The 21,835-nt window shown below is 44.7% G+C and carries 14 protein-coding genes; 7 read left to right on the top strand and 7 right to left on the bottom strand.

Features of this window, described 5'->3' with window-relative positions; genetic code table 11:
- The first annotated feature begins 4 nt into the window (after positions 1-4).
- The 3 genes from RJ47_RS16075 to RJ47_RS16065 are packed head-to-tail and all read left to right on the top strand — an operon-like array spanning position 5 to position 6,787.
- Positions 5-3,067 carry a type I restriction endonuclease subunit R gene (locus RJ47_RS16075; RefSeq protein WP_039485152.1) on the top strand — a complete coding sequence of 1,021 codons (3,063 nt, stop codon included), beginning with the start codon at positions 5-7 and terminating at the stop codon, positions 3,065-3,067.
- On the top strand, positions 3,067-4,878 hold the full coding sequence (locus tag RJ47_RS16070) for an AAA family ATPase (protein ID WP_039485149.1): 1,812 nt from the start codon (positions 3,067-3,069) through the stop codon (positions 4,876-4,878). Before RJ47_RS16075 ends, RJ47_RS16070 begins: the two co-directional genes overlap by 1 nt.
- A complete protein-coding gene (locus tag RJ47_RS16065) occupies positions 4,871-6,787 on the top strand; it encodes an N-6 DNA methylase (RefSeq protein WP_039485146.1) in 1,917 nt (638 codons plus the stop codon). Before RJ47_RS16070 ends, RJ47_RS16065 begins: the two co-directional genes overlap by 8 nt.
- A gap of 324 nt (positions 6,788-7,111) precedes the next feature.
- Here the strand turns inward: RJ47_RS16065 and RJ47_RS16060 are convergent, their stop codons facing one another.
- The 3 genes from RJ47_RS16060 to RJ47_RS16050 all read right to left on the bottom strand — a co-directional run bounded on the left by RJ47_RS16060 (position 7,112) and on the right by RJ47_RS16050 (position 11,554).
- Positions 7,112-7,441 (bottom strand): hypothetical protein, encoded by a 330-nt coding sequence (locus RJ47_RS16060; protein WP_039478520.1) that lies wholly within the window; start codon positions 7,439-7,441, stop codon positions 7,112-7,114.
- 180 nt (positions 7,442-7,621) lie between these two features.
- Positions 7,622-9,241, bottom strand: a complete 1,620-nt coding sequence (locus tag RJ47_RS16055) for a methyl-accepting chemotaxis protein (protein ID WP_039485144.1) — start codon at positions 9,239-9,241, stop codon at positions 7,622-7,624.
- 246 nt (positions 9,242-9,487) lie between these two features.
- Entirely contained in the window at positions 9,488-11,554 is a 2,067-nt protein-coding gene (locus RJ47_RS16050) for a PAS domain-containing sensor histidine kinase (protein WP_039485142.1), read from the bottom strand.
- A 163-nt stretch (positions 11,555-11,717) separates the two neighbouring features.
- Here RJ47_RS16050 and RJ47_RS16045 point away from each other — a divergent pair, with 163 nt between their 5' ends.
- From RJ47_RS16045 to lhgO, 4 genes are all read left to right on the top strand, one after another.
- Entirely contained in the window at positions 11,718-13,076 is a 1,359-nt protein-coding gene (locus tag RJ47_RS16045; RefSeq protein WP_419831546.1) for a sigma-54-dependent transcriptional regulator, read from the top strand.
- A 303-nt stretch (positions 13,077-13,379) separates the two neighbouring features.
- Positions 13,380-14,390 (top strand): TAXI family TRAP transporter solute-binding subunit, encoded by a 1,011-nt coding sequence (locus RJ47_RS16040; RefSeq protein ID WP_005470334.1) that lies wholly within the window; start codon positions 13,380-13,382, stop codon positions 14,388-14,390.
- A gap of 91 nt (positions 14,391-14,481) precedes the next feature.
- Positions 14,482-16,617, top strand: a complete 2,136-nt coding sequence (locus tag RJ47_RS16035) for a TRAP transporter permease (protein ID WP_039485140.1) — start codon at positions 14,482-14,484, stop codon at positions 16,615-16,617.
- 7 nt (positions 16,618-16,624) lie between these two features.
- On the top strand, positions 16,625-17,839 hold the full coding sequence (gene lhgO, locus RJ47_RS16030; RefSeq protein WP_038189604.1) for an L-2-hydroxyglutarate oxidase: 1,215 nt from the start codon (positions 16,625-16,627) through the stop codon (positions 17,837-17,839).
- A 6-nt stretch (positions 17,840-17,845) separates the two neighbouring features.
- On the opposite strand, the gene RJ47_RS16025 is transcribed toward lhgO, so the two are convergent.
- The 4 genes from RJ47_RS16025 to manA form a co-directional block, all read right to left on the bottom strand.
- Positions 17,846-18,301, bottom strand: a complete 456-nt coding sequence (locus tag RJ47_RS16025) for a hypothetical protein (RefSeq protein WP_038189511.1) — start codon at positions 18,299-18,301, stop codon at positions 17,846-17,848.
- Between the two features lie 193 nt (positions 18,302-18,494).
- On the bottom strand, positions 18,495-19,892 hold the full coding sequence (locus tag RJ47_RS16020; protein ID WP_039485139.1) for a fructose-specific PTS transporter subunit EIIC: 1,398 nt from the start codon (positions 19,890-19,892) through the stop codon (positions 18,495-18,497).
- A 12-nt stretch (positions 19,893-19,904) separates the two neighbouring features.
- Complete coding sequence (locus RJ47_RS16015; RefSeq protein ID WP_038138760.1) at positions 19,905-20,345, bottom strand: PTS sugar transporter subunit IIA; 441 nt, start codon at positions 20,343-20,345, stop codon at positions 19,905-19,907.
- 249 nt (positions 20,346-20,594) lie between these two features.
- Complete coding sequence (gene manA / locus RJ47_RS16010; RefSeq protein ID WP_039485136.1) at positions 20,595-21,812, bottom strand: mannose-6-phosphate isomerase, class I; 1,218 nt, start codon at positions 21,810-21,812, stop codon at positions 20,595-20,597.
- Between the last annotated feature and the right edge of the window lie 23 nt (positions 21,813-21,835).

Here is a 21,835-nt window from a genome sequence, read left to right as displayed (position 1 = left end):
GAGTATGTTTAACGAACAAACAGTCACAGAAAATGGAATTATTGACCGTTTAAAAGGCTTAAGCGGATTAAAGTGGAATTACTGCCATGGTGAGAGTTTACCCAAGCAAACTCACGATATCTTTATCGATACTTGGCTTAAAGACGCGCTTTGTTCGTTAAACCCTGATATTGGTAACAATCCCGATTATGCTGATGAAGTGATATACAAACTTCGTGGCTTGATGTTGGAAGCCAAGCACACGGGCTTGGTGAAAGCGAACGAGAATTTTCATGAATGGTTAATGGCAGAGAAAAGCCTACCGTTTGGTGAGAACGGCGACCATATTACTATCAAGCTAATTGACTTTGATACCCCTGAAAACAACCACTTTGTTGTTGCGCAGCAGGTTCATTTCATTGCTGCAACAGAAGTGTTTTTCGATATAGTTCTTTACGTGAACGGTATCCCGCTGGTGGTGGGGGAAGTGAAATCTGCCACTCGTCCAAGTGTGACTTGGCAAGATGGCGCTGCTGATTTTATGGGTGGTCAAAAGCATTATTGGAAAAATGTTGAGCCTTTTTTTGTACCAAACCTTCTGTGTTTTGCTTCTGAAGGTCGCACTTTTGCTTATGGTGCGATTAATGCCCGAGTCAAAGATTGGGGGCCTTGGCATAAAACCGACCAGCGAGATGAAATTCCAGCAAGTTTAGCTACCGTACTTGATAGCTGTGAAGGCTTACTGAACCCAGAAACCTTGCTGCAAATGCTAGAGTCTTTCGCACTGTTTTCAACGGTGAAGACAGGTAAAGACACGCCGCCTAAACGCATTAAAATTTTACCGCGTTATCCGCAATTTGAAGCGGCAAAGCAAATTGTTGAGCGTGTTAAAAAAGGTTATCCGAAAAAAGGACTTATCTGGCACTTCCAAGGTTCGGGTAAGTCCTTGCTTATGCTCTATGCGGCTCGCATGCTTCGTGCTGATAACAAGTTAAAAAATCCTACAGTACTCATTGTGGTAGACCGTCGAGATCTCGATAGCCAAATCAATGAAACCTTTGGTGGGGCTGATGTTAAAAACCTCATCAAAGTACAAAGCTGTAGAAAGCTCGGCGAGCATATAGAACAAGATAGTCGCGGCATTTTGATCACCACCGTCTTCAAGTTTAAAGATGTTGAAATTGATGAGAGCAATGGAAACGGCCTAAACAGTCGTGACAACATTATCGTGCTGGTGGATGAAGCGCACCGTACTCAAGAAGGTTCGCTCGGCGACAAGATGCGCTGGGCTTTGCCTCATGCTCACTTCTATGGATTAACAGGCACGCCGATTTCTGGTATCGACCGCAACACCTTCAAACTCTTTGGTGCCGAAGAGGATGAAGGGCGTTATATGAACCGCTACAGCTATAAGCAATCTATACGAGATAAAGCAACCAATGCGGTCAAGTTCGAGCCACGTTTGGCTGAGCTTCGTGTGGATCGTGCCGCTATCGATGAAGCCTTTGAACAAATGGTCAAAGACAACGATCTGGATGATGATGAGAAAATGGCATTGTCTAAACGTGCTGGCCGCTTAGCTATTATGTTGAAGGCGCCAAAGCGCATGGCGGCGGTAAGTGAAGATATTGCCAACCACTTTGTAAGCCATGTAAAGCCAAAGCAGATGAAAGGCATGGTTGTAGTCTATGACCGAGACGCTTGTGTGCAGATGTATTACTTACTTGGTAAAAAACTAGGTTTTGATGCGGTAGAAGTGGTCATGAACGTCGACCAAGCACCAATCAAAGATGAAGATGCAAGTAAGAAAGGCAAGGTTAACAAGGACTGGCGTAAATGGAAGCAAGATCTTGAGCTGCCAATCAAAGAGTCCGACTTTGAACGTTGGCAAGAGATTGATGGTAATGACCAAAAGCAGAAGAGCCTGATTGAGGATTACAAAGATCCTAAACAACCACTTCAATTGCTGGTTGTGACTGCAAAACTGTTAACTGGTTTTGATGCACCTATCTGTTACTGCATGTACTTAGATAAGCCATTACGTGACCATACCTTGTTGCAGGCAATGTGCCGTACTAACCGTTTGTACGAGACGGACAATGTTAGCAAGCAAATGGGCCTCATCATTGATTACCTTGGCGTGTTTGAAAATCTACGTACCGCACTCGCGTATGATCCTGAAGAGATCGACGGTGTGGTAGAAGGTATCGAGGCCTTTAAAGAGCTACTGCCAGCTCAGCTAGATAAGTGTTTAAGCTTCTTCCCTAACGTCGACAGAACCATCGACGGCTTTGAAGGTATTATGGCAGCGCAAGCTTGCTTACCGACTAACGAAAAGCGCGATGAGTTTGCAGCCTCTTTTGGTGTGTTAGCTAAGTTATGGTCTGCGATTAACCCAGATGCGTTCTTAACGCCTTATCGAGCTGATTATAAGTGGTTGGTTCAAATCTATGAATCAGTTCGCCCTGTAGGGCAGACAGGCTCTCTTGTTTGGGCAGCGCTAGGTCCAGAAACTATCAAGATGATTCACGAGCATACCGATATTAATCGCATTCGTGATGATATTGATGAGTTGGTTATGGATGAGCACGCTATCTTCACCTTGACTGAGAAAGAACAAGAGAAGCGCGCAAGCCAGTTAGAAATCGATCTAATGGGCCGCTTACGTGGTAGCGGTAATCCGAAGTTTATTGCTCTTGGTGAGCGCTTAGAGAAATTACGCCAGGATTATGAAGCCGGCGTAATCAAAGCAATAGACTGGTTAAAAGGGCTGCTTGATACTGCCAAAGACACGGTACAAGCGGAGCGTGAAACGGGGGATTCACCAGTAACCCAAGAAGATAACAAACAAGCATTAACGAAGTTGTTCTTAGAAACTCGCCCAGAAAGCACACCAAAGCTTATCGGTGATGTTGTCGAGCAGATAGACAAGATTGTAAAAGCCAAACGCTTCAAAGGCTGGCAAAGCTCGAACAGTGGCCCACGAGAGATTCAAAAGGCACTGCTACTGACGCTTGCTCAGTTTGGTTTAGGAAAAGACAAAGAGCTGTTCGCCAAGGCGTATGGTTATATTGAAGAGCATTATTAATGGCAACTATTTCACTTCCTCTACCACCTAATGTTCTTTATAAAGAAGCACAGCAGATCGAGTTTGATAAAATTGCTACATTCATCGGTGGGAATGGCTCAGGGAAGTCAACGATATTAAAGTCTATATTTGATGAAAAACTTAAAGGCTCGTTATACGAAGACTTTAAGGTTGTGTGTTTTTCGTCTGGTCAAAATGAAAGTTACTCTGAGCGCTTTGCTCACTACTTAAATAATGAGCGTAAAGACAAAAGAGCACTAAGTTTGGATTGTTTTTACTATGATAAGTCGTTGGCAAAATTACTGGTTTTTTTATCTACTACTGGTAACCAAAACGGTTTGGTCCGCAAATTCTTACGTCACAATGACTATGTTGTTGAAAATGAATTTGAAGAAGATGGTTCAACAAAAATTACTTTTGATATTAAAGTTGATAAAGCATATGTGAGCTTAGTAGAGCAAGCTCAAAAAGAAGAAGCTCAAGGCAACAGCGATGTCATGATCAACAAGGCCTATCATCTAACCCTGAGCAACTTTATTAACACATTAGTGGATGATAGTTACGATTTTAGTCAACCTCTAGAACTGAAAACGATTCAGTTGACTCAAAGCGGGTTATCCAATGTATCCTTTGAGACCGATGAACATACCTCTTTTGATTCAAAAATCATGTTTTTCACACAGGCTGCAGATAATGATTATTTTGTAGTTAAAAAAAGTTTAAACCTTGAATTTTTGAAGGTGAATGGCTCCTCAGGTGAAGAAAGTAAACCACTACGTTTGGAAGATTTGAGCGATGGTGAGTACCAACTACTTTTTCTATATGCTTTAGTTGATCTTTTTGACAGAGAAAATACTTTGTTTTTGTTTGATGAAGCAGATTCACATCTCCATTATAAAAATATTGACCATCTATGGGCCACATTTAATAAGATAAGTGGTAGAGCCCTTACAACAACTCACTTAATAGATTCAATTTCTAAATCTGGCATGGATAAGCTTAAGGTAATTGATAAAGGTGAAATAAAATCTGGAGAAAAAATAAGCTATCTTGCCTCGCGACTTAAAGAATTGTCAGAAATCAATAATACACAACTTAAAGCAATGTCGATCGCAGAAAATATTGTTTTTATGGATGATGAAGATGATTGGATTATTTTTAAACAACTAGCTATAAGAAAACTAGCTGAAACAGAAGAAATAAAAGCACAGATGATGTCTTTTCTTAATAAGTTCATTGTTATAAAGCAAGAATCTGGTTTTGAAAAAGATACTCAAGTATTTGGTCATGCAAAAATAAAACGGCTTGATAACTTTGTAGGATATTTAGAAGGACATTTACATAATACAAAGAATGTGTACCTAATATGTGACAGGGATGAATATCTTCTGAATAATATTGGTACTGAAAAATGTAAATTGTTAGTTCAAAACAATGGTACTCGAAAGTTCAATAAGAACAAATTAACATCCCATTTGCTTTCTTGGAAAAGAAGAGAAATCAAGCACTACCTGGTTAGCCCAACAGCTCTTGCGACCACCATTGATGATCTTAATGAGATATTTGATCTAGGTAGAAAAACGGGGTTATCTAAAGGAAATCCAGGCGATTATGATACTACTGGAAAATATAACGACAAGTTGGCATCAATTGAGTCTAATTTGGTTAAAGATTTAGTAGACCCTTATGTTAAAGATGAGGTTGGCTTTTGTTCTAATAAGACGCAAGCGTTTGTTAATCGAATACCTAAAGAAGAAATTAGTGAAGATATTGTAGAAATGTACAATTATTTGGTGAAAACTAATGAATAATAAATTGATAAATATTATTGATCTCATTAGAAAGGATACGGGAATAAATAACGCTATTGATGCGGTTGAGCAATTAGCTTTATTACTATTAGTTAGGTATACTCACGAAGTGGCCTCAAATGAGATATCAAAAGAAAATCACATAGAGTCATTTAAGAACTTATTTTTCGATCTAAATAATTTTTCAAAAGATAGTTTAGTGATTGATTTTTATGCATTAAGAGATAAATTAAATCATATAGTAGTTACCAGTCGTTTTAGTGAAAATGAATTGTCTCATAGTGTTTTCTCTCGTGAAAACTGGAAAAAAATCGAAAACATTTTAGATCAGATACCTTTTCGAATTAGGTCAAAAAAAATCTTAGATTTGGTTATACATAGATTGGAAGAGTTGGACTTATCCGAAGGTATTGAAGTAGATTTTGACCGTTTATTGCTCAATATGGTGAAAGATTCAGGTTCATCAGGTGCATATTATTCTCCAAGACCATTGATTAAGGCAATGGTCAGTGTTTTAAACCCTAAACCACTAGCTACTGTTTACGATCCAGCTATGGGAACTGGTGGGGTTTTTGTTGAGGCAAAAATACACGCGAAGGATAGGGGCTGCTTTAATGGTTTAAGGTTTATTGGTAATGATTTAAGTCCATTCGCGAATTTGATAGGGGCGTTGAATTTGCTTCTAAACGATATCGATATTAGTGGCGTATCGATATCTGACTCATTGTTAGATAGAGATTATCAGCAATACGATTTTGTCATATCGGGAGTGCCGTTCGGAAAAGTTAACGAGTTAACTAAGTATGAATATTACTATCACGGTTATAGTGGCAGTCTTGAAGCAATGTTTCTTAAGCATACGATGGATAAGCTGGCAAAAGGGGGCCGGGCCGCAATAATTATTCCAGATGGCATTTTATTCGGTAATGCACCACATCTAGAAGAACTAAAGCGACAGCTGCTAACTCAATTTGATTTACATACGGTACTGAGCCTTCCCAAAGGTACGTTAGCGCCATACTCTGGAGTTAAAGTTAGTGTTTTGTTTTTTGATAATACCTTGTCGGATAAAGACATATGGTTTTATGAGCTAAGAACGGACAAGCCTTTGACTAAGTTAAACTCAATTACTGAGTCTGACTTTGAGGACTTTATGTCATTGTACGAACGTAGAGAAGTTAGTGAGCATTCTTGTTTAATCAGTAAGGAGCCTTTACTAAAGGATAAGACACTTAACCTTTCATTTTCTTTACCTAAGACAGAAGCGGGCCTGAAGTTCGACAAACAGGAAATGATCGCTTCATTAAAAAGCGAACAGTTATCTTTGGTGACATCAATTGAAAATCACTTCGACTATATGTCTCTAAACCTCGAGTGTAAGTATATACATCAGGTTAAGTTAAAAGATATTTGCAAACTTAGGTCTGGAGACAAACTCAATAAATCAGAAGTAATGGATAGTGGTGAGTTTCCTGTATACGGTGGTAACGGAGTAATAGGCTTTAACGTAGAACCAAATAGGCATGGAGACTCAATCGTCATTGGAAAGGTAGGAGCCCACTGCGGAAACATACACTTTTCAACTCAACCCTATTGGTTAACCAGTAATGCCATGAGTTTGGAATTATTGGATACCACTAAGGTATATTTACCCTACCTGGCTCATGTTTTAAAAAGCTTAGAATTAAACAATTTGGCAACAGGAACTGCACAAAAGTTCATCTCTATCAATAAATTATATGAAGTAGAAGTTTCTTTACCTAGTCTCGAAAAACAAAGGGAATTGAGTGAGTGGTTTACTTCTATTGAAGAAAGTAAGAGTAAGATACAAAGCCTGTTAGCCGATTTTAGCCGAAATCTTGGAACCATCTCAACGGAGTCAATTACTGAAAAGGCTCTTAAAGGATAGAAAGCTTTAGCTATTCATAACATGAAATACCAGGTTTAGGGTCGAGTAACTAGGCTTAAAAGTAATGGAAGGGTACTTTATCGATACCTTTCTATTCAATGGATTTCATTAAGTAATACCTGTAGTAATACTTTTAAATCTTAGATTTGTAATTTGTTTTTTAAATCAAGCTCTTGGTTCGCTAATCCTGCCGCCTCACTCCCGCCACATTCTAAGCCCCAGCAGAAATGCTGGGGCTTTTTCGTTGGATCTCATAAGAGAATAAAAGCAATTAAGCGTTGTGTAAGTAGAGGTACTGCGAATGTCCTCTCTACACCAATCAGCTTATAGATTTGAATCTCTCATCGAGCCTCTATGCGATTGAAACTCCTCCAGATCAATAAATTCATCTTGGTTGATGTCAATTCGCTCAAACATGCCGTCACTATTGGCTGAGTTTCTTAGTAGACGCCCTTCAGATCGACGAAGCTCCTGTCGCGCCTTTTGAAAGTCAGTAAATTCCTCTGCAGAGATTAACCCATCCATATTTGTATCGATATCCTCAAAAACAGGGGGTTGTTGCATACCTGCTCGGCCAGTTCCTTTTGTTGTCGCATCCACGGAAAGAGAAAGTGATAGGCAACCCAGTAGTATAGGAACAATACACTTATTCATAACTGCCTCCTTGTTACTAGTTCCCAACAAAATTATACGCCTTAAAAACCATGATAATTGTGTGGTTTTGGTTGGTGACAGGGAGAATATTCAAAATCCTAATCATGAGACTTAAAGTTAGTGGTAAATAAAGATACCGCCATTGCGGCGGTATCTATACAAATCCCAAGCCGGAACGTTTTAAACTTTAAAATACTTCAGCTGATCATTGAGGTGTTCTGCGGTGTTGGCCATGGCTTGGCTATCTTGTGCGAGCGATTGTGACGCTTGGAGCACTTCGTTTGCGGCGAGGTGGATGCCTGTCACGTTTTCATTCATCTCTGTGGCAACAGCGCTTTGCTGTTCTGAGGCGGCGGCGATTTGTGCCACCATATCGTTGGCGTTTTGCATTTCAACCACAATTAAATCTAACTGCTTACGAGTATTTTCTGACGATTCAACGCTTTGAGCGACATTTTCATTACTTGTTTGCATTGCTTCGAAGGTTTTGTTTGCTTGTTCAGTGAGTTTCTCGATGGTGTGCTGAACCTCATTGGTCGAGTTTTGCGTGCGGCTCGCGAGATTGCGGACTTCATCTGCGACAACGGCGAAACCTCGGCCTTGTTCACCTGCACGCGCCGCTTCAATCGCCGCATTGAGTGCGAGTAGGTTGGTTTGCTCAGAGACGTCACGGATGACTTCAACCACATTGCTGATTTCATTAACCCCTGCCTGCAAACCGCGAACCAAATCATTGGCGAGAGAGATGTTGTCAGAAACATGCGCAATCGACTTTGATGTAACCTTCATTGCTTCATCGTTGACTTGAACGTGGTTGACCACTTTACCTGTACTTTCTGAGGTGTTTTCAGCATTCGTCGCAACATCCGAAATTGTTGCGCTCATCTCGGTCATTGCGGTTGAGAGCAACTCTAGCTGGCTATGCTGAGAGTTGACGCTAGTGGCAGCTTCTTCACTGGCTTGAGCAATTTGACTCGCCATGGTACTTGATTGAATCGCCGAGTCATGGGCGGTGCTGAGGGTGGTTTGAAGCTTATCGAGCATCTTGTCCATTTGCTTACCCATATCACCTAACTCATCTTTACGTGTAAGGTTAAGACGACCTCGCAAATCACCATCGGCGATGTTGTGCATGTGGGTGATGAGTTTTTCTAGAGGGGTAAGGATATTATTTGAAATCACGTAACCCATCGCGAACAGAAGCCCAGTGAGGATAAGTGCTACGACGGTCTCTTTGATTGCCAGTGCGTAAAACGCCTCCTGAATGTCAGAGACCAGAATGCCAGAGCCAATAACCCACCCCCATTCAGGAAAAAGTTGCACGTAAGAGATCTTATCTTTCAGCGCGCCTTGAGGGCTTTTCCATTGATAGTCTAGGAAACCTTTCTGCGCTGGCCTGTTTGAAATGGCCACCATTTCCTGCCAGTGGTGCTTGCCCGCCCCATCGGTAAAGTCTTTGGCTGTTTGGCCATTCAACTCAGGTTTGAGCGGGTGCTGAACGACACGTGTTTGCTGGTCAACAATCCAGAAATAATTATTGCCATCGTATCGGATGGCTTCAATCGCTTTGAGCGCTTGCTGTTTAGCGGTCTCGTCTCCAAGGGTTTGACGTTGATTGTAGTAATGCTGAGTCAAACTGAGCACAGATTCGACCTGCGCTTGAAGTTTGTCTTGGCGCTCCAGCATCGAGGAGTCACGTTGTTGCAGTAGGTTGTAGGCGCAAGCCATCGCGATAAGAATTGCCGACAATAAGACAATCGATGCGAGTTTGGATTTTATTGTTAGGTTACTTAGTTTCATTATTGATCCGATATTATTGTTCTGACGTCACCGCGAACTTTAACAAGGATCCGTTTTCTTTGAGCGACTGAGTTCATAAAACCACACTGTTCATAAGTTTTCATATCAGTAAGGTGCATTTGATCAAACAATGCGCAAAATGAATAAAATACGGTAAATTTTCATGGTGTTAGGCACAATTTGCTTCGGTAGGAGGGCTGTGAGAGATGACTAAAAGATATGGTGAAGGAGAGTGCGGTAGGTTTGTTAGCGTCCGTTTGTACAACTGTCTAACGTCAGCGTGAATGTCATCCCTGACTCCGTGTTGAGCGAGGCGTGAATGGTGCCTCGCATGTCTCTGACATTATTGGCGGTGATGGCAAGACCCAAGCCAAGACCTTCGCCAATTTTTTTATTGGTTTGGAATGGTTCAAAGATGGAGCCCAGTTGGTCAGGGTCAATGCCGCAGCCATTATCGGAAACATCGAGAGTGACCTTATCACCGATGCGCTTGGCGTTGATGCTAATGGTTGGATTAGCGCGACCTTTGAGCGCATCAATCGCGTTGCGAATCAGGTTACCTAGCACTTGACGCAGGCGTACCTCTTCTCCCAACACCCAGTCCACATCTTGCGCCACCCGCACTCGAACATCGATTGATTTGAGGGCGTCTTGCTCTAGCCGCAGTACTTCTTCTAGGGCCAAGGTTAGAGAGACGGGTTCAGGCTTTTCCAGCTTCTGAAAGGCAAAGGATTTCAACTGAGAGGTCATGTTAGCCATCCGATCAATTAGGGTGTTGACCAGTTCTAAATTGGCTTGGGCGAGTTTCGTTTCACCCCGTTCGATAAGCAGTTGATTACTGGATAATAGCGTTCTCAATCCTGTCAGCGGCTGGTTGATCTCATGAGTAATCGCGCTCGACATTCGACCTAATGCTGCCAATTTACTGGTTTCGATAAGCTCCTTCTGCGCTTCCTCTAGCGCTTGGCTTCGCTCTTCAACTCGTTGTTGCAGCAGTCGGTTTGCCGATTCCAATGCGATTTCCGCCTTCTTACGTTTACTGATGTCCATGATGGTACATAAGTAGTAGGAGTGTGCATCCCAGCGGAACTGGCTGATTGAAAATAGGACCGGGAAATGACTGCCATCACTGCGTCGGGCGAAGGTTTCGACGCTACTCAATTCAGCGACTTCTCGATGTTGGGAAAGGTTTTTGAGCAACCTAAGTGTGGTTGAGTTTGGATTTCCCGTATCGAACAGCTGCCAAGCATCCACTGAACCAATCATGGAATCGGCGAGGTTAAAGTAGCGTTTTGCCATCGAGTTAATGTCGGTGATCAAGCCGTCTTTATTGACTAATAGGATCCCTACGTGGGTTTTGTTGATCATGGCATTGAGCCGCTTTTCAGACTCGACTAATAATTTCTGAATTCTCACTTGGCTCAAGGCTTTTTGATGCTTCTGATAGCGAATGATGAGTAGTAAACAGACCACCACACAAGCCGCGGCAATGCTCCAGCTTAACCAGGCAACATTGTTTTCCATTGTACTGATTGGGGTGAGATAGGTGAGCTCCCATTGCAGATCGTCTAGCAAGACAGATTGCGCGAGGTAACGCGTTTTACCGAGCGGCCAAATTGAAAAACGTGTGTCATCGAACAAAGTGGTTGGCTCGCTCATTTGTTGTTTGTCGAACGCATCATTAAACCAGTCAGCGGTGAAAGTCTTGCTACTAGAGAGAAAAACGTGGCTGTTGGGTTTCTCTGCCAAAATGATTTCTTCACTGGTAAGCCACTGTTCGGTGAGTAAGCTCAGATCGATCTGGACGACGACAATGCCAGCAATATCGAGCCCCAAGTACATCGGTGCGGCGAGGAAATACTCAGCAAAGGTTCCCTTGTTTTTGGTGACGACCGCCACGCCTTCACGCTGTCTATGGATTTGCTTAACAATGGATTCGATATCTGTGGGGGGGAGTTGGTATTGCTTTGAGCTTGATGCCAACACATCCCCGCTAGATGAGAGAATCGACCAACCGAGCGTATTGGCGGCTTTGTCGAGCTTGGCCAGTTGCTCTTCGATATCAGGTTGTAATGTTAGGTTGCCTTTGAGGTAGTCGAGGCTTTGCGAGTCGTTAGTCACAAGGTAAGGCAAATGGTAGAAACGTTGCAACGAGCGGCGAGCATCACCGATGTAGTCGAGCAAGCGCTGCTCGGTTTGGCTTTGAATTGCGCTTAAGCTCCATTGAGTGGCGATCTCTCTGCTGGCGATCTGAATGGCGCTGATGGCCGAGATCACGAGAATCAATAGCCAATAACGATGACCTCTACTCATTGGCGTTTCCTAACTCAAACGGATGGGCTTCTCATTGGTGTTACCGTCAACACGCTAGCAAATTCCCAATTTTTTGTTAAGAACTTGTAGATGAAAATTGGGAGCTAGCTCCTTTCCGTTGTTGACTTTTTCTCATACCGTTGCCGAAGGAGGAATACATCGTATGGAAGAAGTTATGGAAGCATGTGTCGCACTGGTGGAAGATGACGCCATTGTTCGTCAAGCGACCAGTCAGTGGCTGCAGCTCGCTGGGTTTGAAGTGAGCCCTTTTGATGATGGTGAGCAGTTGATGGCCTCGCTCCAGCACAGTGAATTTGACGTAATCGTCAGTGATGTAAGACTGCCCGGCATAGATGGCGTCGATCTGCTGAGCCAAGTTAAGCAGCGATTTCCAACTATTCCCGTGATATTGATTACCGGCCATGGTGATGTGGATATGGCGGTGAAAGCGCTGCAAATGGGCGCTTATGACTTTATAGAAAAGCCGTTTGATCCTCAGCGTTTGTCCGATACCGTGTTAGCCGCGGCTGCCCACTATCAACACGGCAAAGAGCGAGAAGATAGACGCTCTTATCTTGAGAGCGTCGACGGGATTGAAGAAATCATCATTGGTCGTAGTCAGGTGATGTGTGATCTACGGGAGCAAATCGCCAAAGTGGCGACCATCGATACCAATGTGATCATATACGGCGATACGGGATGTGGTAAGGAGTTGGTTGCGACATGTTTGCATCAGTTCAGTCGCCGGCAGAGTCATCCTTTCGTTCCCCTCAATTGCGGAGCGATTCCAGAAAACCTATTTGAGAGCGAGCTGTTTGGTCATGAGGCAGGGGCGTTTACAGGAGCGACCAAACGTCGCGTTGGAAAGCTGGAGTATGCCAACAAAGGGACCCTGTTTTTTGATGAAATCGAGAGTATGCCGCTCGCGATGCAAGTGAAAGTATTGCGCTCTTTGCAAGACCATATGGTTGAGCGAGTGGGAGGCAATCAGCCAATCTCAGTCGATTTGCGCGTTGTGGCCGCCGCCAAACACGATCTGATGAACCATCCTGATTTTCGCCAAGATCTTTACTATCGACTGAACGTCGCTCAGCTTTATCTTCCGCCCCTTTGCGAACGCGAAGATGACGCCTTGCTGCTGTTTGAGCACTTTTCCCATCAAGCCAATCAGAATACGCGTTTAGCCAGTGAAGCAGACAGGCAAGCCCTATTGACCTACTCGTGGCCTGGCAATGTTCGTGAACTGCGCAATGTCGCGATCCGGTTTGCACTCGATGAATCGGTCACGGTGGGTGAGATTCTCTCTTCTCGACCGAATACTTTAAGCGAAACCTCCAACGCCGGAATTCCGTTAGCGATTCAGGTCCAGAGCTTTGAACGTAAAGTGATTCATGATGCGCTGGTACGTCACAACGGCAAAATTACCCAAGTGATGCAAGAGCTGGATCTTCCACGGCGCACGCTCAACCAAAAAATGGCGCGCTATGCTTTGAATCGCAGTGACTATGTGAGTGGCGATTGAGACAAATTTGTGGCGGGATAAGCAAAATTTTGCTCACCACAAATTTGCTGCGGTTTGTTTGAATGATCACATTTCTTTAACTTTTGAGTCATTAACAAGGGGTATATGGCCAATATGACCCTGTGAAATGAGCCATTTTTTGCTCATCGCCCTCTTTGCAAATGAGCAAGATTTTGCTCATTTACGTCACCATATGAGTTTCTATCTAAATAATTCAATAACTTATGATTTGGCACCGCTTTTGCTCTTACAGATTTGATTTAACAAAATAATAACGTGAACAACTCTACATGGAGAGTAAAGATGAAATACAACAAACTGGTGAAAACCCTAGCGGTCGCGATGGCTTCTTTTGGTTTGGTATCGAATGCGGTAGCAGAAGATCGCAGCTACATCCTTGCAACGGCATCGACAGGGGGAACGTATTATCCAGTGGGGGTTGCTTTGGCGACCTTGAGCAAAGTGAAACTGGCACCTAAGCATCACTTCTCTTTGTCAGCGATCAGCTCAGCGGGATCTGGTGAGAACGTTAAGCTGCTGAATGAAAACGAAGCGCAATTTGCCATCCTTCAGGGGTTGTACGGCGCTTGGGCTTGGTCTGGTCAAGGTCCTTACGAGAAAAGTGGTCGCCAAGAAGGGCTACGCTCTGTGTCTATGCTTTGGCAAAACGTTGAGCACTTCATTGTCCGTTCAGACCTTGTGGAAAGTGGGACGGTAAGCGATCTGAACAATCTAGATGGCAAGAAGTTTTCCATCGGTAAGAAGAACTCAGGAACAGAGAATTCTGGTCGTCAAATTATGAAAGGCTTAGAGGTCGACCCAGACAAGTTTAATCTTGCGTACATGGGCTATGGCGGTAGTGCGAGTGCACTGCAAAATGGCACCATTGATGGCATGAACACGCCAGCGGGTGTTCCTGTCGGTGCGGTAACTCAAGCATTTGCCGCACTGGGTGATGATATCCAAATCCTGTCGTTTACCGATCAGCAGATCAAAATGGCGAATGGCAAATACAATCTTTGGACGAAATATGAAATCCCAGCCAACACCTACCCAGGTGTCGACAAGCCGATCACAACCATTGCTCAACCTAACTTCTTAGCGGTTCGACAAGACATTTCTGAAGAAGATGTTTACCAACTAACCAAAACGATTTACGAAAACCTACCATTCCTACAAGGCATTCACAAAGCAACAAAAGCGATGGCGATTGAAAAAGCGATCGCGGGTTTGCCACTTCCTCTTCATCCGGGAGCTGCTCGTTACTACAAAGAAGTGGGTGTCGAGATCCCGTCTGAACTATTGATCAACTGATCACCTGATAACGCGCACCCGATGAGCGGTGCGCGCTTCAATTATTATTTGTTTTGCTCTACTGAGAAGTTGGAGTGCGTTGGAGTGGATTATGAGCGATTCGATGCAAGAGGAATTGCAAAAATTTGAGCTACCTACCCGAACGGATTTTCCGTGGGTGGGCAAAGTCATTACCGCGTTTGGTGTGGTGCTATCGCTGTTACATATTTGGTTCAATACCTTGTCGACCTTACCCGAGTTATGGATTTCAGCAACGCACTTTGCGGGTTTTGCTGTGATTTGTGCGCTGTGGTACCCAGCACATATTTCGTTAAAAAAGAGTAAGTTCGCGCTTGGGGTCGATGTGCTGATTGCGATTGCGGCGCTTGCTTGTCTGGTGTACATCCCGTTTGCGGAAGATGCGCTGTATGAGCGAGGAGTTAAGTTTGTCGCCAGTGATTGGTTTTTTGCCATTCTTGCTATTGCTATTGTTATCGAATTGATTCGCCGAACCATGGGTTGGTTTATTCCCATGCTGATCTTGGTGTGTTTAAGCTACGTGGTGGTGTGGGGACAGTGGGCAACTGGCATTTTCCATTTCCCGGGTTTAAGCCTTGAAACTTTGCTGTACCGCAGCTTTTACTCTTCTGAAGGTATGTTTGGCTCGATTTCTCGGATCAGCTGGACCTTCGTTTTCATGTTCATCTTGTTTGGCGCCTTCTTAGTGCGTTCTGGGGTGGGCGATTACATTATTGATGTTGCTCGCGCGGCCGCGGGTAAAATCATTGGTGGCCCTGGGTTTATCGCCGTGATCGGCTCTGGTTTAATGGGGTCTGTCTCTGGCTCGAGTGTCGCGAACACAGTGTCTACTGGCGTTATTAGTATCCCTTTAATGCAAAAAGCGGGCTTTCCATCTCGATTTGCTGCAGGGGTTGAAGCCGCTGCATCCACTGGTGGGCAACTGATGCCTCCTGTTATGGGGGCGGGTGCCTTCATTATGGCCTCTTACACGCAGATTCCTTATGTCGACATCATCGCGGTGTCGTTTATTCCTGCGCTGATTTACTTTCTATCCGTAGCGTTTTTTGTCCGTATCGAAGCAAAGCGCAGCGGGGTACAAAAAGTAACGACGAGCGATGAGTCTCTGTTTAAGGTGCTGATTTCCGGTTGGCACAATCTGATTCCATTGGCTGTGTTAGTTACCTTGTTGGTGCAAGGCTTCACGCCCACCTATGCAGCTGGCCTGTCTATCATTTCAGTGGTTGTCGCGTCGTGGTTTTCCAAAAATCACAAAATGGGTCCTAGAGCGATCATTGAAGCGCTTTCCCAAGGGGCGAAAAACATGGCAACGACGGCGGTGTTACTGGTGGGAATTGGCTTGGTCATTAACGTTATCAGTACCACGGGGATCGGAAACACCTTCTCGCTTATGATTGATGGCTGGGCGAATGGTGATTTGTTTACCATGATCGTGTTGATTGCACTTGCTTCATTGGTACTCGGTATGGGGCTTCCTGTTACCGCAGCGTATATTGTGCTGGGTACGCTTTCTGCTCCAGCGTTGTACAAGTTGCTGGCTGAGAATCAGCTACTTGATCTGCTTGTGGCTGGTCAACTGCCTGAACAAGCTAAAGCGATCTTTATGCTCGCCGCGCCTGATAAGCTGGCGCTCTTGAGTGCACCTATGACCCTTGAAACGGCAAAAGAGATGATAGCGCTAGTCCCTGCCGATTTCATGGAAACGTTACTAGAGCAAAGCCTTGGTTTAGAAGCGGTTGGCCTTGCGCTGCTGTCGGCCCACTTAATCATTTTCTGGCTTTCTCAAGACAGTAACGTGACACCGCCAGTATGTTTGACCGCGTTTGCGGCGGCGACCATCGCTAAAACGCCACCAATGCGAACAGGCTTGATGGCATGGAAAATTGCCAAAGGGCTTTACTTGGTGCCTTTGCTGATTGCGTATACCGGATTGGTTAGTTGGGATGTGACGTCAGTGCTTGTCACGGGTGTGTTTGCCATTGTCGGCACTTACGCATTTATCGGCGCAATCGAAGGATACCTAGAGGGAGAGCTCAATGTGCTGGTTCGTATTGGGTTGGTTGCGATTGGTTTGGCGCTCGTTTGGCCTGATGTATCGATCTGGATCCGCTTAGTGTTAAGTGGGACGTTCATTGCGATTTTCCTTCACAGTGGTCGCCAATCTTCGACATTGAGCGAGAAGGGACCAGCGGACAAGGTGGCCAATTAACATGAATATGGAAAGAGTGTACGACTATGTGGTTGTAGGTGGCGGGATCGTCGGTGTGTCTACCGCTTGGCAACTCAAACAAGCCCAGCCAGATAAAACCATCCTATTGATTGAAAAAGAGTCGGGATTTGCCCATCACCAAACGGGGCATAACAGCGGTGTTATTCACGCGGGTGTCTATTATCAACCGGGAAGCCTCAAAGCTGAGTTTTGTAAACGAGGGGTAGAGCGGACGATCGATTTCTGCCGTCAACACAATATAGCGGTCGAGAACTGCGGTAAATTGTTGGTCGCGACAAATGATGTGGAGCTGCAACGGATGCATGCCCTCTACCAACGCTGTGATGAGAATGGGATTGAGGTTGAGCTGTTGGACCAAGCTCAGCTAAGTTTGGCTGAGCCGAATATCACAGGGCTTGGCGCCATTTACGTTAAATCGACCAGCATAGTGGATTACAAACAAGTCACCGCTCAGATGGCCAAGGCGTTTGTCGAACTCGGTGGAGAGGTGCAACTTGAATCGGAAGTGATTGCGGCTCAAGAGACCAGTGATGACATCTATCTCACTTGTATGAGCAAAGGCGAAAGCTCGGTGGTGGTGGGTAAGTTCTTAATCACGTGTTCAGGTCTGATGGCCGATCGAATGACCAAGATGCTATCTATTGAGACTGACTTTCAAATCGTGCCTTATCGCGGGGAGTATTATCGACTTGATTCCAAGCATAATGGCATAGTGAACCATCTTATATACCCCATTCCTGACCCTGATTTACCATTTCTTGGCGTGCACCTCACCAGAATGATTGATGGTTCGGTGACGGTGGGGCCTAATGCCGTTCAGGGTTGGAAGCGGGAAGGGTATGGGGCGGTCAATTTTAGCCTCAAAGACACTATGCAGATGCTGCGTTTCAGTGGCTTTTGGAAAGTGACGGCGAAACACCTCAAAACTGGGCTGGTGGAATTTAAAAACTCATGGTGGAAGCCCGGCTACTTGAAGTTGGTTAACAAATATTGTCCTAAGATAGAACTCGCAGATTTAAAGCCTTATCCTGCCGGCATTCGCGCTCAGGCGGTGATGAAAGACGGTACGCTCGTTCATGACTTTCTGTTTGCCGAAAGCCCTCGCAGTTTGCATGTTTGCAACGCACCATCTCCTGCTGCGACTTCAGCGATGCCTATTGGTGAATATATCTGCCAAAAGGTCATCGCGAAAGTGGGGTAAGTGAAGTTAAGGGGTTGGAATGGTGTTGAAGGTTGCGTCAAATACGCTTCTATCACCTTCTGACAACTTAGCCTGATAATTAACTGCTTGCTGGTAGTGCTCTGCGGCTTGCGCTTTGTGATCGGATATAGATAACGCGTGGCTTAATACCGCGTTGGTGAATGCTTGAATCCAGTCTGCTCCTTCGCCGTCAAAGTGTTCAAACGCGTTTTGGGCAAATGACAGGCTTAGCTCTGATCCGCTGATACAAAGCGCTCTAGCAACGGCGAGCTCAGCAAGATGAATGTTGTCTGCCGTGCCTACGCTTGACCAATGATAGAGCGACGAAAATGCAACCGTGAGTAATCGTTGCTGCTCTTGTGTTGTACTGGCTTTTTCAGACAAGCTCCAAAACTCATTATTACTTTCAATCGCGAAGTAGCGGTTTAGGCGAGTGATGTCATCCTGTGTCGGTTTTGCCATGAGACGTCCTTTTGTTATTTTTGGATTGATAGATATAGGCTGAACTTCCATGGTATTTATCATTAATTAAAAAGTACGATTGCAGAATAAGTTATTGGAAACACGTTAGGTTTTTAATGCAAGAGAGTTGCAAACGATGGAACGAAAAAAGCCCGAGCATCTATTTGCTCGGGCTTAGTTTGTATAGCTAAATTTAAGCTTGAATTAACTCTGCGGCTTTCTTCATTGCTTCTTTGGTTGAGCACTCAACCACGTTCGCGTTAGCAAAACGCTGTGCATCTTTGACTTGAATGTCGTGAGCGAGAACTACCAGCTTCGCGTTTGCAACATCTAGGTCAGTGATGCGGTTCTGGATACCGTTTTGACCTTGAGTTTCTACCTTTATCTTAATGCCTGCTGCGGCGCCTGCTTTCTCTAGCGCTTTCGCTGCCATGAAAGTGTGTGCTACGCCAGATGGGCAACACGTTACCGCTACTACGTCGTACTCGCCTTCGCCTGCTGCTGGAGCCGCTTGAGCTTGCACAGGTGCTGCTGGTTCGAGTTCTTCTTCTGATTCTTCAGCCACTGGTTTCCAGAAGCCTACGATAAGAGCAGTCGTTAGTGAGCCTAGCGCAATACCCACCACGTACATTGGTATGTTGCTTGATACTGGCGCCGTGATTAGACCACCCCATGGTGCATGTAGTAGAACGTCTGTAAGGAAGCCGAATACACAGCCCACGATACCACCGGCAACGATTGAAGGAAGTACGCGCACTGGGTCATTCGCTGCGAATGGAATCGCGCCTTCAGAGATACCGATAGAGCCCATGATTGCGGCAGCTTTACCTGCCTCTTGCTCTTGCTTAGTGAACTTCTTCTTGAATAGGAAGGTTGCTAGTGCCATGCCTAGAGGAGGCGTACAGATTGCGATGCCCACACCGCCCATTAGCCATGGTTGAGTGTCTACTTGAGTTTGAGCGAATAGCGTCGCGACTTTGTTGATTGGACCGCCCATATCGAACGCCGTCATACCACCAAGAATCGTACCTAGAACTACTTTAGACGCGCCAGCCATTGAAGCTAGGAACTCGTTCATAGACGCCATGAACAGTTTGATTGGCTCACCGATACCCCATAAAACGATACCTGCGGAGATAAGCGTACCGATAAGTGGGTAGATGAAATAAGCGCCGAGTGCCGTCATGTTAGCAGAAAGAGGGATTTTCTTAAGTTGGAAAACTACGCCACCAGCAATGAAACCTGCCACGATACAACCTAAGAAACCGCCGCCCATATCCGCCATAATGCCAGAAGAGATCATCGCTGGTGCAAGCGCTGGTTTGTCAGCGATAGAGTAACCAATGAAGCCGCCAAGGATGATAGGGAAAAGCACTAGGCCTTTAATACCGATATTGGAAATATCCGCCAGTAAGCCATCAGCCGGAACCGCACCTTTACCTGATGCCATTACCGCTAATGCTAGAAGTACACCACCCGCAACAATAAATGGAAGCATATGAGAAGTACCAAATAAAAGGTGTCCTTTCATGGTGCCGAGTAGTTTTTTAAAATCGCTATTGTTAGTAGCTTGAGTTGTTAGGGTACTCATAATTACTACGCCTTATGAATTAGTTAAAATATTAAGGATTTGTTGTTCGTCTTTTGCATTTTGGACCTCTTCAATAAACTCTTCGCTGAATTTTCCGAACAGTTCTTGAAGAACATAAATATGATGATCGGCGCCGTTATCCGGTGATGCGATCATAAAAAATAGGCTGGGTTTGATGCCGTCTTCATCGCCGTACTCAAGGCCTTCACGCTTTACGCCAACAGCAATGGCAGGGTTAGTGACGGCTTGGCTTTTGGCATGTGGGTAAGCAATGCCATCCATAGAGGTGACGCTTAAGGATTCACGCGTTTCAATATCATTCAAGAATGCGGATTTGTTATTAATACGCTCGTTGTTGAATAACATTTCTGCAAGCTCTTCGAAGGCTTCTTTTTTATTATTTGCTTGAAGGTTGACTTTAATTAAATTGACGTTGGTTAGTTCGGTAATCATTTATTTTACTCATCAGTGCTTATGCAATGGAGTTAATTTAATCCTTGCCGCTAAACTCGGAAATAGTAAAAAAAATCCAACTACTAGACTTTTGTATCCGCTAATTTTAAGTGTGATAGGCGTCATTTTTAGCCTGTGTTAACGGTCACAAAATAAACGCGAATCACGAAATAGAAAGAGATAAAAAAGCCCCGCATAAGCAGGGCAATAAACGAGTGCTGACCTTGGGGGAAGGCAGGAGCACAGTCGTTAACTGTATGCGCGAGCGACTCGACCTGCGCAGGCTATGGTGTATTGCTGAGCGTAAGCAGGAATAAATACCGACTTGCCCTTTTCGATGACGCACTGCTCACCGCAAATGTGGGTTAGGAGCATGGCTTCATCCAGAGGAAGCAGTATTTCAGCGCCTTGTGTTTTAATTTCTCGCCGTTCAGAGTGTTCAATAATCGCGAATTTAAAATCTTCGACCGGAATCGGGTATTCGAGCATACCGTTGTTTTGTGTCGGCTCTAACAACAGGCTATCGAGTCGCTTTTCGTTAAAGCGAGTGCAAGAAACCAGCTCTTTCACATCCATGTATTTTGGCGTGAGCCCGGCGCGCAGCACATTGTCGGAGTTTGCCATGATCTCAAGCCCAGTACCTTTGATATAGGCATGAGGCGTTTCGGCATCTAAATACATTGCTTGGCCAGGTTTTAAAACGATCACATTGAGGATCAATGGAGCAAATAGACCCACATCGCCCGGATACTGCTCTTCAAGCTCCACAATCAGGTTAAATAGTGGCGTTGGCGACTGCTTGGCTTTTATGATCAGCTTCATTAGTGCGACTTCTCTCTGCTCACCTTGCAGTGATAACAAGGCTGAGAAGAAGTTTGCTAAACCATTAGGGCTTTGATCGCCTGACAGATCGTTCACCAGCGAATTGAGTTCAGGAATATCAAGGTAGTTGAAATGGGCAAGGATCTCGTTAATCGGTCTAAAGCCATTCATCGCCGTGTAGTCGGTTAACGCGTAAACAAGCTCAGGTTTGTGGTTGGCATCTTTGTAGTTGCGCTGGCTTGCAGAAAGTGGAATACCTTGCTGCTCTTCGCGCTTAAACCCAAACTCCGCCTGATGTTTGTTCGGGTGGACTTGAATCGAGAGCGCTTTTTCGGCCGCGAGCACTTTAAACAGGTAAGGTAGTTCACCAAAGCGGCGAGCAATCTTATCACTCAAAAACAGATTAAGGTTTTGGCCGATTAGATTAGACAGTTTGGTCTGCTTGGTTCCAGTATCAACCAGTGAGCAGCCATTTGGGTGTGCGCCCATCCAGATCTCGGCTTGTGGCTCACCTGACGCGTTTGCAGTGCCGAACAGTTGAGTAAACGAAGATGGGCTGCCCCATGCGTAGTTTTGAATCACGTTTGTCATCGGGTAAAACACACGCTCAAACAACGATTCAGTATTGATAGGTAGTTCAGACATAGAGATCACCATAAAGAGAAAAG

Source organism: Vibrio sinaloensis, from assembly GCF_000808535.1.
Lineage (GTDB): Bacteria > Pseudomonadota > Gammaproteobacteria > Enterobacterales > Vibrionaceae > Vibrio > Vibrio sinaloensis_D.
The sequence above is the reverse complement of the archived record's forward strand: the minus strand, read 5'-3'. Positions and strand labels throughout refer to the sequence as shown.